15 protein-coding genes and 5 pseudogenes are annotated in these 13,614 nt (G+C 42.8%); 7 read left to right on the forward strand and 13 right to left on the reverse strand.

Translation table 11 applies throughout. The annotated features are described in order from the left end of the window. Positions 1-24: 24 nt before the first annotated feature. The 13 genes and pseudogenes from MMY81_RS35125 to MMY81_RS09795 form a co-directional block, all read right to left on the reverse strand. Positions 25-332 (reverse strand): annotated as a pseudogene (locus tag MMY81_RS35125) (transaldolase family protein). Further along, positions 329-532, reverse strand: a complete 204-nt coding sequence (locus tag MMY81_RS09750) for a transaldolase family protein (RefSeq protein WP_252312690.1) — start codon at positions 530-532, stop codon at positions 329-331. Before MMY81_RS09750 ends, MMY81_RS35125 begins: the two are co-directional and overlap by 4 nt. A 47-nt stretch (positions 533-579) precedes the next feature. Then, the gene (locus MMY81_RS09755) at positions 580-813 is read right to left on the reverse strand and encodes an SDR family oxidoreductase (protein WP_252312691.1); all 234 of its coding nucleotides are present in this window, start codon (positions 811-813) and stop codon (positions 580-582) included. Positions 814-866: 53 nt separating this feature from the next. Continuing rightward, complete coding sequence (locus MMY81_RS09760) at positions 867-1,217, reverse strand: SDR family NAD(P)-dependent oxidoreductase (RefSeq protein ID WP_252312738.1); 351 nt, start codon at positions 1,215-1,217, stop codon at positions 867-869. Beyond that, on the reverse strand, positions 1,207-1,350 hold the full coding sequence (locus MMY81_RS09765; protein WP_252312692.1) for a hypothetical protein: 144 nt from the start codon (positions 1,348-1,350) through the stop codon (positions 1,207-1,209). The genes MMY81_RS09760 and MMY81_RS09765 overlap by 11 nt, the downstream gene beginning before the upstream one ends. 21 nt (positions 1,351-1,371) lie before the next feature. Then, positions 1,372-1,731, reverse strand: coding sequence for a PTS glucitol/sorbitol transporter subunit IIA (locus MMY81_RS09770; protein ID WP_252312693.1), 360 nt, complete (start codon positions 1,729-1,731; stop codon positions 1,372-1,374). 17 nt (positions 1,732-1,748) lie between these two features. Next, positions 1,749-2,764 (reverse strand): annotated as a pseudogene (gene srlE, locus MMY81_RS09775) (PTS glucitol/sorbitol transporter subunit IIB). Further along, positions 2,757-3,332, reverse strand: a complete 576-nt coding sequence (srlA, locus tag MMY81_RS09780) for a PTS glucitol/sorbitol transporter subunit IIC (RefSeq protein WP_253075892.1) — start codon at positions 3,330-3,332, stop codon at positions 2,757-2,759. The pseudogene srlE and the gene srlA overlap by 8 nt, the downstream one beginning before the upstream one ends. A gap of 63 nt (positions 3,333-3,395) precedes the next feature. After that, complete coding sequence (locus MMY81_RS09785) at positions 3,396-3,779, reverse strand: transcriptional regulator GutM (protein WP_252312694.1); 384 nt, start codon at positions 3,777-3,779, stop codon at positions 3,396-3,398. Next, positions 3,776-3,892 (reverse strand): sugar-binding domain-containing protein, encoded by a 117-nt coding sequence (locus MMY81_RS35130; RefSeq protein WP_374561611.1) that lies wholly within the window; start codon positions 3,890-3,892, stop codon positions 3,776-3,778. The genes MMY81_RS09785 and MMY81_RS35130 overlap by 4 nt, the downstream gene beginning before the upstream one ends. Before the next feature lie 13 nt (positions 3,893-3,905). Further along, positions 3,906-4,244: pseudogene (locus MMY81_RS09790) on the reverse strand (sugar-binding domain-containing protein); the annotation flags it as partial. Continuing rightward, a complete protein-coding gene (locus MMY81_RS35135; RefSeq protein WP_374561612.1) occupies positions 4,139-4,456 on the reverse strand; it encodes a sugar-binding domain-containing protein in 318 nt (105 codons plus the stop codon). The gene MMY81_RS35135 and the pseudogene MMY81_RS09790, both read right to left, overlap by 106 nt. Continuing rightward, positions 4,384-4,731 (reverse strand): helix-turn-helix domain-containing protein, encoded by a 348-nt coding sequence (locus MMY81_RS09795; protein ID WP_252312696.1) that lies wholly within the window; start codon positions 4,729-4,731, stop codon positions 4,384-4,386. Before MMY81_RS09795 ends, MMY81_RS35135 begins: the two co-directional genes overlap by 73 nt. 396 nt (positions 4,732-5,127) lie before the next feature. On the opposite strand from MMY81_RS09795, the pseudogene MMY81_RS09800 reads away from it, so the two are divergent. The 7 genes and pseudogenes from MMY81_RS09800 to nfsA all read left to right on the forward strand — a co-directional run bounded on the left by MMY81_RS09800 (position 5,128) and on the right by nfsA (position 13,538). Continuing rightward, positions 5,128-6,569, forward strand: a pseudogene (locus MMY81_RS09800) (NADP-dependent glyceraldehyde-3-phosphate dehydrogenase). A gap of 738 nt (positions 6,570-7,307) precedes the next feature. Continuing rightward, positions 7,308-7,541, forward strand: coding sequence for an FCD domain-containing protein (locus MMY81_RS09805; protein WP_252312697.1), 234 nt, complete (start codon positions 7,308-7,310; stop codon positions 7,539-7,541). A gap of 482 nt (positions 7,542-8,023) precedes the next feature. Then, a complete protein-coding gene (locus MMY81_RS33590; RefSeq protein WP_308215289.1) occupies positions 8,024-8,809 on the forward strand; it encodes an enolase C-terminal domain-like protein in 786 nt (261 codons plus the stop codon). Between the two features lie 635 nt (positions 8,810-9,444). After that, positions 9,445-9,543 (forward strand): MarR family transcriptional regulator, encoded by a 99-nt coding sequence (locus MMY81_RS09815; protein ID WP_252312740.1) that lies wholly within the window; start codon positions 9,445-9,447, stop codon positions 9,541-9,543. 517 nt (positions 9,544-10,060) lie between these two features. Further along, positions 10,061-10,735 (forward strand): LLM class flavin-dependent oxidoreductase, encoded by a 675-nt coding sequence (locus MMY81_RS09820; protein WP_252312698.1) that lies wholly within the window; start codon positions 10,061-10,063, stop codon positions 10,733-10,735. Positions 10,736-11,830: 1,095 nt separating this feature from the next. Then, positions 11,831-12,043, forward strand: a complete 213-nt coding sequence (locus tag MMY81_RS09825; RefSeq protein WP_252312699.1) for an MFS transporter — start codon at positions 11,831-11,833, stop codon at positions 12,041-12,043. 758 nt (positions 12,044-12,801) lie between these two features. Next, positions 12,802-13,538: pseudogene (gene nfsA, locus MMY81_RS33945) on the forward strand (oxygen-insensitive NADPH nitroreductase). Positions 13,539-13,614 lie beyond the last annotated feature (76 nt).

Below are 13,614 nucleotides of genomic sequence, written 5' to 3' on the forward strand. Positions count from 1 at the left end.
CTGCACTTAACTGCTGAATCTGTTTCACATTTTAAAACTTGCTGCCAATACTTTTGTAAACCGGTAGTGTTCTATAATCTGAAGAAGCTCACGGGTTACCGCTGTTCCATCCGAAGACATGTTTTCTATTCTATTTACGTAAGGAGCCAGATAGGATGCTCCTGCTTTTGCTGCCCAAAGCCCTGCTGACTGGTAAATACAGCTGTCGCTAATGTTTTTATGCCTTGCTGATGAAAGTGTTGGATCGCTTTTAGGCCTTCGTGGGAGACCGGTATCTTGATTACCATTTGATCGCTTACTTTGTCCAATAGTTGAGAGGTCTGTTGTATCATTTCCTCTGCGTTTCCAGCGACCACTTGAGCGAATAATTGTTTTTTGGCCCAATAATTTTTTGTATTTCCTTTAACTGATCCAAAGGAGCCGATTTCTCTTTAGCTAATATTGATGGATTGGTCGTCACCCCATCCATGGGGAAAACCTCTAAGGTCTTTCGAATGGCAGACAGATCAGCAGTGTCTACATAGTAATCCATATAGAACCTCCTTATATTGCATGAGTCAAACGCCGGCTCACTATTGTTTAATGCATTACCTGCCCGCCGGTTACGTTAATAGACTGACCGGTCATATAAGACGCTTTCTCCGAAGCATAAAAAATCAGGGCATTCGCTACATCATCATACGTGCAGCCTCGTTTCAAAGGCACTTTATTTTTATACGTTTCTTCTACTTCTGTTTCCGGGATACCCAATTTCTTTGCATAGGAAGGAATAAGGCTCTGAAACATTGGTGAGGAAAGCAAATTTCCCGGCATAATAGAATTCACACGTACATTATGTTCGGCCAGATCTAAAGCCAGGCTCTGGGTTAATCCATACCGCCGAACTTCGAAGCCGAATACCCGGAATTATGCTTGCTTCCCACTTTACCGGATTTGGAATTGATTTGAATAATGTTTCCTGACCCCTGCTCGATCATGATTTTACTGGCTTCCCGGGCGCAGAGAAAATAGCCGGTAAGGTTCACATCCATGCTCAATTGCCAATCCGCTAAGGAAAAATTATCGATTTTCGTACTTCTGGCTACACCGGCGTTGTAGACAAGAAGATCCACGCTACCGAATTCTTCTTTTGTTTTTTCAAAAAGGGCTTTAACTTCGCTCTCTTCCATTACGTTTACCGCAACTGCTATTGCTTTATTGCCCGTTTTATTTTCGATAGCCGAGGCCGCTTCCTGTGCTTTTTTCTTCCTGGAGGTCGGCCACGACTACCTGATACCCTTCTTCACTAAGACGAAGGCTGATATGCTCTCCTAAATTCTGGGCTCCGCCTGCTATTACTGCTACTTTCATGATTCATCCACTCCTCTTTTTTTATCGGATAATTTGAATTTTGTCGCCTGCGTGAATGGTCGGAAGTTCTGCTTCTTCAATATTTAATGTGCCGGGAAGATCGGGTTCGGCCGATCCGTCCGCTTTAATCGTAATATGGCCCAAAGCCTCCAGGTTTTTATCGACTGCGCTGCCTACTGCCGTAATCGTGAAAGAATGTTCTCCGAGATGAAGCGTATCACCTGACTGTACTGTTCCCGTAAGCTCATTCTCTTCGTGGAGAATACAGAATTCTGCAAGTTCAGCGGGGGCATCCCCTTTAAATAAAATGATCATTTTTTCTTCTAAAAAGTCTCCTGCGCCTGGTCCTAAGTTTGTAACGGTTGTACTGTAAATGTTCATTCTTCTCTCTCCTTTAGTTATGATTCATACATTCCATAGCTTGCGAGCCACGCCACAAACACCGTTGGGGCTCCTGTTAAAAATCGACCATACAGTACAGCCGGCACGCCTACTTCCACCGTCTGTGGTTCTGCTTCTGCAAGTCCCAAACCAACAGGTACAAAATCAGCGGCCGCCTGTGAGTTAATAGCGAATAGTGCCGGTAGAGCGAATTGAGGAGGAATATTCCCTCTGCCTATTTCTACACCAATGAGTGTCCCAATAACCTGGGCAATAACGGCGCCCGGTCCCAAAAATGGGGATAATAGCGGAAAGGATACGATAGCCGAAAGCAACAGCAGCCCCCATATCGTGCCGCCAAGCGGTGTTAACACGTTTGCGATGACATCGCCGATACCAGAAGCAAGAATAAGACCGATGAGTAAGGATACAAACGCCATAAAAGGAAGAATGGTTTTTAAAACGGTATCAATCGCGTCCCGTCCGGCCTGATAAAAGACGTTGACGATTCCCCCCATCAGCTTTCCAATCCGGGACATAATATTGTCGTTCGTATCCGTGATTTTTTTATTCGTATCGTATTTGGCCGTCGATGTGGTGGCTTTTCCAATATCTGAAGAATCCGGCTGGTCTTCTGAGGACTCGACACTTGTTCCCGATTTATCTGTTAACTGGACCTGATTTGGTTTGACGCCGGATACATAAATATCTTCTACAATAAATTTAGCCATCGGCCCGCTTTGTCCGGTCGGCATCACGTTTACGGTAGGGATCCGTTTTTTCGGATACAGACCGGCTCGGAGCGTCCCGCCGCAGTCGATTACCACGCAGGCTATTTCTTCTTCCGGCACTGATGTTTTAAATCCATTCACAATTTCCCCACGGTTAATTCTGCAATTCGGGCGCCTACTTCAGAGATTGGCCCGCCGGTAATATTTACAATTTTGTTTTTGTCCGGGGTTGGAGTAATCACTAAAGGACCTCCAAAACCACCCGGTCCTTTTTCAATTTTAATAGATTGATAATTAGCCATTTGCGCGACCTCCTGCTGCTACTTTTTCAGACACGGTACCACTTAGTTTTACATTCTGCTGTCTTTCTACATAGAGCACCATCCAGTCTGTAATAAGACCGCGGAACATGTTCATCAACACGCCAACGAGGAAATAACGTAATGCCAGTTCTCCCGTCGAAAAGCCGAGCTGCGTAATTCCTGCGGCGACTCCAAGAAAAACGAAAAGTTCTGCGGGGTTTACGTGTGGGAATAAGCCGTTCATGGAATGACAGTGGTAACTCGCAGAGGCATAATAGCCCGGCTTAAACCTTTCTGGTAAAAACCGTCCTAATGACAAGGTCATTGGATTGAGAAAGAAAAAAGTACCAATGACCGGGAGAACCATGTAACGGGTGAAGATATTCTTCGATGACCTCATCGCCAAACGTTCGATTTTATCCTGGCCTACAAATTGAATCACAGCGTTCATAGCAACCAATAACATAATCAACAGTGGAATAATATCCGTGACCAGGCCAACGAAAACCTCGCCGCCTTCTTCAAACAATCCAATAAAACCTTCAGCAGCTGTTACTAAAAAATCCATTATTGTTTCACCTCACGTTTTTTTATAAAAATGGAGCTGACTTTTTCCAACAGCGATTTTTGTTTAGGTATCGCCGCCCGCTTGTATCACACGGTAGACATGTCTCGCATCCTGTAGCGCTTTTTTGGAAAAGCGGTCCAGCTTTTTTTCTTTTTGAGCATCCATTTTAAATAAATGCTCGTCTTCCAGAGCAGGGACCGATTTAAACCGGGCAAATATGGTTACTCCCTGCATTTTTTTGGCCCGTTGAATGGTGGCTTTATCATCTACCTGCAGCAGGAGTACCACGCCCGTCCGCAGCAGTCCCCTCGACCGGCCGATGGCTACTTTTCCTTCCTGACGCATCGCATAGTAGTGGGTATTAAAGTTTTTAATCTGCCAAAATCCTAGTACTGTTTGAAGTAAAAACCCTCCACCCAGTCCGATAATAAGAAGCAGAACAATCATTCTTCCACCTCCAGCAGCGCAATCGCTGTTTTTTCATCCGTGACAAAGTGGCTGATATATCCACCGCGCAGGGCCCCGAGAATCGAGTGGATTTTTTCTTCTGATTCCGCCACCGGCGATGGTCGCTTTCGTTTCTTTTAAGGCATCCAGTTCAATGGCTACAGCGCGGTCTTTTAATTCCGAGGTGGTTTCTTTGCCGTCGATCGTGTAAAAGCGAGAACAGACATCTCCTATAACCTTTTCTTCTTCCAGGAGTTTGTCTTCGCCGTTGTCCAGAAATCCGGCCCACACCAGGTTAGAAGAACGGATGGGGGCACCGATCCCGATCACAGCAATAGAGAGCCGTTTCCAAAGATTCGTTACGTCCTGCATATAACCGGAATACAAAATGTCATCCCGAATCTTCTTGGACTGAACAATAGCCGCCGAATCAAATATATTGCGATTTGCTTTGTATGCTTTGGCAAAATTATAAAACAATGGTGTTCACGTGATGCTCGACTCTCATTTTTTCCAGGACCGCCGACCAGGGCACAAAACACTGCCTCCTTTTTGCGAACGTTCTCAATAACGTCTGCCATCGTGCCCAAGGTTTCTCCCCAGGCTAGACCGACTGTATCTCCGTCCGCAATAATGGAATCCAATAGAGAATTAGCTGCTTTTCCGAGCGTTTCCAATTTGGCGGTTCGACCAGCGTCTTCTTCAATAGGAACAACAACACAGAGTCTTTTAAACCAAACCGTTTATTTATTTTTTGTTCAATATCTACCCGGACTCGTTCACTTCCCTTGATTTCAATCCGCACGATGCCTTCGTCTCTGGCTTTTTGAAGCATGCGCGTGATCGTCGTCCGGTAAATTCCCAGCCGATCGGCAATTTCACTTTGCGTCAGCGAATCCTCGTAATACATCTTTGCGGCGATAACCAGCATTCGTTCTTCATGCCAATCCATTATTTGGCCACCCTCTCTCACTTGCACATATGTGCTTATAAATATCATTAGTGCTTTATGGGACTAAGTATAAAACGCTTTCATAAACAACGTCAATACAATCTCCACCCTTTTAAACAATTTGTGTCAACTTCGCACAATTGTGCTGAAAAGAAAAATCGATTTTTTTAACGATAACTTTGTCCGGCATTATTGACGTCGAAGCTCTTTTATAACTCTTTTCAAAATTCCATAAGAGAACTCCCATCATGTATTAAACAGCACCCCACTATACATTTGCAGTAGAATGTCAGCGCCCCTAATTAAAAAAAAGTTGTATGAAAGAGCTTTCACATGATTTACTAGATAACATTAACCTTTAATAGGTTAAAAAAATTTACGGAGTGTGAACAGAATATGACAGTACGTCAAGCTGAGAACATGTTTTACACCTTACTTAACAACAAGTGGATGGGAAGCAGCAGTGGAGAAACTGTACCGATTTACTCTCCGGATGATAATGAAATCGTAGGGGAAGTCCCTTCTTTAAGCCAGGAGGAAGTCGGCACGGCGATTCAACAAACGGCCGACATGCAGGAAATCTGGGAAGCCAAAGAAGGCCATGAGCGCTCAGAGCTCCTTCACCGCTGGGCAGAGGAATTGAAAAGATGACTGATGAAATCGGGGAAATGATTCACAAAGAAGTAGGCAAGACCTTATCAGCAGGAAAAAGTGAAGTCAAGCGCACCGCACAGCTGATCCGTCATACTGCCGAAGAAGGGCTGCGGACACACGGCAGCTTTATTCAGGGAGATGCGTTTCCCGGAGCTACGAAGCAGACAAAAGCAATGGTACAGAAAGTGCCTCACGGCGTCGTGCTGGCTATTTCGCCTTTTACTACCCGGTGAACCTGGCAGCTTCCAAAATAGCACCGGCATTAATTACTGGGAATACCGTGGTGTTTAAGCCGGCTACCCAGGGAGCGATCAGCGGATTGTTAATGGTGGAAGCTCTAGTCAAAGCAGGCCTGCCGGAGGGTGTATTAAACGTTGTTACAGGACGAGGTTCCGTGATTGGTGATTTCATTGTTACCCACCCTTTGATAGATATGATTACCTTTACCGGGGGAACCGCCACGGGAAAACATATTGCGAAAAAGCATCGATGATTCCCGTCGTGCTTGAGCTTGGCGGAAAAGATCCTGCTATTGTACTCGAAGATGCCGATTTGGATAAAGCAGCCAAAGAAATCGTCAGCGGGGCGCTCAGTTATTCCGGCCAGCGCTGCACGGCCATCAAGCGCGTGATGGTAATAGACAGCGTAGCCGATGCGCTTATCGAAAAAGTAGCAGATATCGTCTCCGGTCTGAAAGTAGGCAGATCCAGCGAAGACGCCGACGTGACGCCGATGATCGATCAGAAGTCAGCGGACTTTGTATCCAGCCTGATTCAGGACGCCCGGGATAAAGGAGCGGCAGTCGTCCACGAAGGGGTAAAAGAAAAGAACCTTCTCGGACCAACTCTTCTGGACCACGTAACCGAAGAGATGGATGTCGCCTGGGAAGAACAGTTCGGCCCGGTGCTTCCCTTTATGCGGGTAGAGAATGAAGCGGAAGCGATTGCGCTTGAAAAACGAAACCAATACGGCCTGCAGGCCAGCGTGTTCACCAAAAATCTGGAGAACGCCTTCTCTATTTCAGACAAGCTGAATGTCGGCACGGTCCAGGTAAACGGCAAAACCTCGCGCGGACCCGATCACTTCCCTTTCCTCGGCGTTAAAATTCCGGACAGGGTGTCCAGGGAATCGGCAGAAGTATTGATTCGATGCTCCGGGATAAAGTACTGGTGCTTAACCTTTAAACCGTTAAAAGGTTCCATGTCTTTTTACTAATCAAAAGCTTTTATTATAATTTGTCAGAATGTTGCATTTTATCTACTTTCTTTTTAACATTAGGAGCTGATCCAAAAGGGTCAGCTCTTTTTCTGTACTAGCAGACCTTGCATTTTCATATAGAAAATCTATTTCACCTCTAATATTGATGTACTTCTATTTCTTCAACCATAAACACCCATTTTTCCCTCTTCCCTATAATCGTTAACTAGTTTTTAATATGTTCTACAGTTTATTAAAATAGTAAGTCATGAGGACTAAAAATGTATTTTTTAATAGCCGCATTGAAAGCTCACTCTTCAATGCCAGGAAAGATCCCAACCTCAACCATTTCTTCATAATGTATTGTCACTTATAAAACCGCGCTATTATAGTGGATGTTTGATATAATTTATTTACTATCGGCGACGTTAATAAATTGAAATTTGGTGAATCTTATGAAGGAAAAAAATAGACTAAGTAACGATAACACTGCTTTAAAGAAAACCTTATTGCTATATAAAGAAGAAGCAGATGAAGATCGTTTACCGCAGCAGGCGTATATCATTATTCAGAAAGCAATTTAAACCTGCAGCTTCAACCTAATGAAGCTTTTTTGGAACGGGAAATTATCGACATGCTGGAAATGAGCCGTACGCCCGTCGGAAGCATTAATTCGACTGGAGATGGACCGCTGGATTAGATTAATACCACGCAAAGGGTTTAGTGTGGAGCCCATCATAAAAGAAAATATTGAACAGATTTGTCAAATAGCTGAAGCTCTGGATGGAGTGGCGGCAGAATTGGCCACTTTCAATGTTGACGAAGAGCATCTTGAAATTCTGGATTCTCTTATCACGAGCCAGGAAAAGTATTTGAATGAAAATAATTTAAAGGCTTATTTGGATGCAGATAATCAATTTCATCATTTAATATTGAATACTCCCATAATGAACGGCTGATAGATATAATGGACAGTCACTCTGATCAATTGTACCGGGCTAGACTGTTTACCATTAATGAGCGAAGCTCCCTATTCGTCCATTAAGGAACATCGGGCAATAGTAGCTGCGATGCGGGCCCAGGACAGCAAGCCGCTCAACCTCATGCATTCCCACCGGCATCGTGGAGGACAGGAAATCCTGGGAATTATCGAAAGAAAGCCAGCAATACGAAAAAATAACGTAAGACGTTTCTTAACAAGAAGCGTCTTTTTTATGTACAAGAATTAAAAAATTTATTATTTAGCATTCTAAGCTATTTTAACTATTTAAGCTTTATATTGACATTAATGAATTTATTAATTATATTTAAACAGATAACAAACACCAAATAGGAGGTTTTAAGATGAAAATAATTGATATAAAAGAAAAAGCAAGCAGTACCTATTAAATCGAGTATAAGCAATGCTTATATTGATTTTTCAAAAATGAATGTTTCGGTCGTGGCAATCGTTACTGATGTATTTAAACACGGCAAAAGAGTTGTAGGGTACGGATTCAATTCAAATGGCCGCTATGCTCCAAGCGGAATGCTTCATGAACGATTTATACCTCGTTTATTAGAAGCGGAAACAAATGACATTCTAGATGATGAGAAGCTGAATTTTGACCCTCATAAAATTTGGGATATTTTAATGACCGGCGAAAAACCAGGCGGCCATGGAGAAAGATCGGTTGCAGTGGGAACTCTTGATATGGCAGTTTGGGATGCCGTTGCAAAAATAGAAGAGAAACCTCTTTATCAACTGCTGGCCGAACGTTATGGAAATGGAAAGCCGGATGATAAAGTATTTGTATATGCAGCAGGAGGCTACTATCAGCCAGGGAAAGACGATAAAATGCTTCAAGAAGAAATGAAAGGCTATCTGGACTTAGGATATTCCGTTGTGAAAATGAAAATTGGAAACGGTTTAGAAGAAGATCTTAGAAGAATTGAAGCCGTTCTGGAAGTAGTGCCTTCCGGCCAATCTCTAGCGGTAGACGTAAACGGGCGGTTTGATTTGAAAACAGCGATTCGTTATGCAGAAAAGTTAGAGCCATATAATTTATTTTGGTATGAAGAAGTAGGAGATCCGTTGGATTATGAACTTCAGGCGGAACTTTCTAAGCATTATAAAAACCCTATGGCCACTGGAGAGAATCTATTTTCTCTGCAGGATGCTCGAAATCTCATTCGCTATGGGGGAATGAGGCCGGATCGGATTATCTGCAATTTGACTGTGCATTAAGCTATGGCCTTGTAGAGTACATGAGAATATTGGATATGTTAAAGGAATATGGATGGTCCCCCCGCCGCTGCATTCCACATGGAGGACATCAAATGTCGCTGAATATTGCAGCAGGACTGGCTGGGAGGAAATGAATCTTACCCTGGAGTTTTTGAACCATTTGGGGATTTGCCGATAATATTCCTATTGAGAATGGATATGTTGGTTTGCCGGACGTTCCTGGAATAGGTTTTGAAACAAAAGCACCGTTAATTAAACTGCTTCGTTCGGTAGCTGAATAATACATTATAAAGAAAAAAGACACTGAAGCTTTTGTTTCCATACGATGACATCGATACCGTGTTTTTATCATGGTATCCGTTTCATCGTTTTTTTATTTCACTGCTTTTTTTATAATGTTGTTTGCTTTTCTTAATATATTGACAGCTAAATACCAACCTGATATATTTAGCATGCTAATACATTAAGTAAGGGGGATCACCTATGGATAACAAGGTGGATTGTGATATTCGCCAGTCTTTAGATAAAGTTTCCTCCCGATGCGTCGAGATTATAGTGAAAGTCGAGAACTGAATCTTTATGTCGGCCAGGACAATTTGCTCTTTCGTTTATGGGCTGATGATGGCATTACACAAATGCAGCTGTGTGACCATTTAAAATGTGAGCCCCCTACTGTAACGAATATGGTTAAAACGTTGGAGCAGAATGGGTTCATTCAACGTAAAACGGGATGAACATGATGCCAGAGTTATGCGGATCTATCTGACAGATAAAGGACGGGCCTTAGAAAAGCCGGTTGATATCAAATGGAAACAGCAGCAGGAAAAATTACTGCATTCAGTTTCTGAGGAAGAACGCTTAATCTTACTGGATCTAATAACCCGGATGGAGAAAAATTTGTTTTAACTTTTCTCTAAGTTATTACTTAGCCTACTAAACAAATTCTTATTTTAAAAGACTATCGAAACCGGTCACTACAGGGTTCTTACTGCCTTTTAGTTAGCAGACTAAATACATTCGAAGCATCTCTAATCCTTCATAGATAGATTTCTTTAAGTCTGCATATTTTACTCATAGGCAGTACTTGATAAGCCTATCAAGAAGAATAAATAGGAGTTAATCCTTAAAAATATATTTAGTAAGCTAACAAATTTAGTGGGATTTTAATCTATAGAGAAAAGGTAATACAATATTCGTCATATGGTCCATTTTATTAAATAGAATCCGTCTAAATCAAAGGAGAATACAAACATGACAAAACAAATGCAATTAGCATTACAAATGGTTTCCGGCTATGGCGCAGAATTCAGCGCCTGGAGAATGCCGGGTACTGATCCAGCTGCCTATACAAATACGGACAGCTACGTGGAACGGGCGAAAATAGCAGAAAAAGGGAAATTCCAGATGATTTTCATCGCAGATACTCCAGCCTTAACCGTTGACTTGGGTCCACAGACGCCTATGTTTCCAATGGATCCAATGCTGGCCCTTATGGCTGTTGCCAGGGAAACCGAGCATATCGGACTTGTGGCAACCCACTCTACAACGTTCAATTATCCTTACAACATTGCTCGTCAGTTCAAAGCACTGGATGTTATAAGTGGTGGACGTGTAGGTTGGAATGCGGTGACCTCGTCCACTCCAGCAGCGGCAGCGAACTTCGGTATGCAGGTTGCCGGCCGAAAAGAACGATATGCCAAAGCTCATGAATCAATCCAAATTGTCCAAGCGCTTTGGGGGAGCTGGGAATCAGATGCTACGACATTGGATGCAGAAGGCGGTCAATTTGCCGATATGGATAAAATTCAGCCGATCAATCTTCAAGGACAGTATTATGCTCTCGCGGTCCCCTGCCAATTCCGCCATCCGAACAGGGACAGCCGGTTATTTTCCAAGCCGGCGGCGGAGCTGAAGGGTTGGAGTTAGCAGGAAATACGCTTCGGTGTCTACGCAAACCCTTATGACATCAAATCCGCGTTGAACACCGGGAAGCCCTTCGGCAGAGTACTGCTCGTTTTGGCAGAAATCCGATGACATCAAATGTATGCCGGTTTATGTTTTCTATAGGATCAACTGAAGAAGAAGGGTTAGAACGGCGTAGACAACTATGAGTTTCAACCCAGGAATTCCAAGTCGGGTCAGCTACCTTGGTTCCATGGTAGGTGCAGGTTATCGGTGAATTCAATGGATATTGATCAACCTTTACCTGCCGAATTACTGGACCGCATACGCTAATCCGCAGGATCCCCGTTCTCCTAGAGCCTTACAGTTATTGAAAAAAGGACTGTCCATTCGGGACGTTTGGCGCATGGGGTCATCATTCATCCGGTAGTTGCTGGAACTGCAGTGCAGGTGGCTGATTTCTTGGAAGAATGGTTTTTGGCCGGTGCGAGTGACGGATTCTCGGTTGTGCCGGATATCGCCTACGATGGAGTTGCCGATTTGTGGAACAGGTGGTGCCTATTTTGCAGGAGCGCGGTTGTTCCATAAGGATATGAAGGAACAACATTACGCGGGAATATGGGTGTTTCTTATCAATACGGAAGCGTTGATGCACACATTAGCCAAGTAGGTATATACCAGAATTCAGCGAAAGTGATGAAATGAAATTTAGATTTTATTAAAGTAAAAGATTAACATGTAAATGTTCTGTGGGTCTCACTATATAAACAATAAAATAGATAAGGTGGATTAACGTACGATGAAAAACTCTTGGAAAATGAAAGTATATTTACTGGCCTCATAAGTCTTCTTGTAGGTACATCAGAATTTGTTCTTGTAGGATTCTGGATAAAGTTGCCGTTGATGTAGGAATTACCGTATCTGCTGCCGGGCAGCTTATAACTATATTTGCGTTTGCTAATGCTATTGGGACGCCATTAATTATTTTAGCTGCCTCAAAGTTAGACCAAAGAAAACAACTAATACTGGCTCTCGTTTTTACTGTCGTGGGTAGTTTAATGACCGTCCTGCTTCCGGATTCATTTTATTAATGATTTCGCGAATTATCCTTGCATAGGGATGGGTGTCTTTATTGTTACTGCTTCGTCCTTCGCTACAAAATTAGCCCCGCCTGGCCATCAGGCCAGCGCATTAGCTACCGTGGCAATGGGCTTTAGCGCCTCTTTAGTCTTAGGAGTACCTATTGGTCGATTTGTTTCTGCTTCGTACGATTGGACAATAATATTTTGGGCTATTGCCCTTTTAGGTGTAATCGCTATTTTGCTGTTGTAAAAGTACTTCCAGTAACAAAAGGAGAAATCCCGATACCCCTTAAAAAGCAGCTTGCCGTTTTGAAAAACCCTAAAATTACTGCTCTTTTGCTTGTAACGTTCTTCCTATTTATTGGATATGGTGTCTTTTATACGTACGTTACACCTTTATTAATACCGTCTCCTATGAGTAATACAGCATTGAGTCTAACTCTTTTAGGTTTTGGTCTAGCAACTTTGGTGGAGCTAGGTTAGGTGGATTTATGTCAGATCGTTTAGGAATTAATTCAACATTGTTTATAGGCATGGCAATCAACTTTCTTACATTGATCCTGCTTGCTACTATAGCCGGCTCCCATGTAATTACTATTTTATTACTTTTAATTTGGGGGACTGCCGCTTGGACATCAGGTCCAACATTACATATAACCTTGTACAAATCGCCCCTAAATCTTCCGTCATTATACTAAGCCTATCCAGTTCATTTTGCAGCTGGGAATGGCTGGCGGCGCTGGCATAGGTGGAATTTCGACTAGCGGATTGACATTCAATCCATTACCTGGATAGGAGCGGCAGCCGTTTTAATAGGAATAATTATTTTAATACTCTCTTTAAAATTGTCGCCTATTTAATAGAAGTCAACCAGCCACTCAAACAGCTGGTCAATAGGTATTAATCAATCGTTAACCATTGATTTGTTGAAAGCATTCTGCTAATCTAAATGTTTTTATCACTACAGAAGGCTAAAATAGTCAAAAATTATTAAAGGAGAGAATTTACATGAAAAATACTATTGATTTGCTTCAAAATCACGCCTCCATTCGTTCTTTTACCAATCAGCCACTAACAGAGGAGCAGCGGGATGAAATATTTAAGGCAGCTAACCAAACGTCTTCATTCAGCCTTTTGCAGGCTGTTTCTATTATTCGGATTACCGATCCAGAGCTGCGCAGAAAAATCATGCATCTTTCTGCGGATCAGCCCTATATTGAAGAAGCCGCAGAATTCTGGATTTTTTGTGCAGACTTTAACCGGGATCACGAGATTGCTCCCAATGTAGATTTGGAATATATTGAATACCTTTTAATAGGCACGTTTGATGCTGGCTCATGGCGCAGAGCGCCCTAACAGCAGCAGAAGCTATGGGACTGGGCGGCGTCTACATTGGCGGCGTTAGACTTCATATTGAAGAACTAACGGAAGTGCTGGATTTACCAAAGCATGTGGTTCCTTTAGTTGGACTGTGCATCGGCCATCCGGGGAGAAAAACCAGGACTAAAACCGCGTCTGCCAAAATCAATGGTCATGTTTGAAAATAGTACGAGCCAATGGATAATGAAAAGTTAACTGCCTATAACGAAGAGATGCGCGACTACTATAAAAATCGTCCTAATACTGCCCCATTCTCAGTGAAGCAGGTAAAGGGATGGTCCGATCATATTGAGAATCATCTAGAAAGAAGCAGACTGCCCTTCATGCTCGACTATTTAAACAAACAAGGATTTGCCAAAAAGTAGATAGTTTTTTCTGATTTAACACTTCCTGTGCAGCATGTTAATGGAGTATTTCCGTCATAGAATCAATAAATATCAC

The sequence above is a fragment of the Sinobaca sp. H24 genome, assembly GCF_023845525.1.

What these genes read in the sequence shown, in the direction of transcription:
- MMY81_RS09750 (WP_252312690.1), bottom strand. Translation starts at nt 532, where the DNA reads ATGGATTACTATGTAGACACTGCTGATCTGTCTGCCATTCGAAAGACC.
- MMY81_RS09755 (WP_252312691.1), bottom strand. Translation starts at nt 813, where the DNA reads ATGCCGGGAAATTTGCTTTCCTCACCAATGTTTCAGAGCCTTATTCCT.
- MMY81_RS09765 (WP_252312692.1), bottom strand. Translation starts at nt 1,350, where the DNA reads ATGAAAGTAGCAGTAATAGCAGGCGGAGCCCAGAATTTAGGAGAGCAT.
- MMY81_RS09770 (WP_252312693.1), bottom strand. Translation starts at nt 1,731, where the DNA reads ATGAACATTTACAGTACAACCGTTACAAACTTAGGACCAGGCGCAGGA.
- srlA (WP_253075892.1), bottom strand. Translation starts at nt 3,332, where the DNA reads ATGGATTTTTTAGTAACAGCTGCTGAAGGTTTTATTGGATTGTTTGAA.
- MMY81_RS09785 (WP_252312694.1), bottom strand. Translation starts at nt 3,779, where the DNA reads ATGATTGTTCTGCTTCTTATTATCGGACTGGGTGGAGGGTTTTTACTT.
- MMY81_RS09795 (WP_252312696.1), bottom strand. Translation starts at nt 4,731, where the DNA reads ATGGATTGGCATGAAGAACGAATGCTGGTTATCGCCGCAAAGATGTAT.
- MMY81_RS09815 (WP_252312740.1), top strand. Translation starts at nt 9,445, where the DNA reads ATGCAGCTGTGTGACCATTTAAAATGTGAGCCCCCTACTGTAACGAAT.
- MMY81_RS09820 (WP_252312698.1), top strand. Translation starts at nt 10,061, where the DNA reads ATGACAAAACAAATGCAATTAGCATTACAAATGGTTTCCGGCTATGGC.
- MMY81_RS09825 (WP_252312699.1), top strand. Translation starts at nt 11,831, where the DNA reads ATGGGTGTCTTTATTGTTACTGCTTCGTCCTTCGCTACAAAATTAGCC.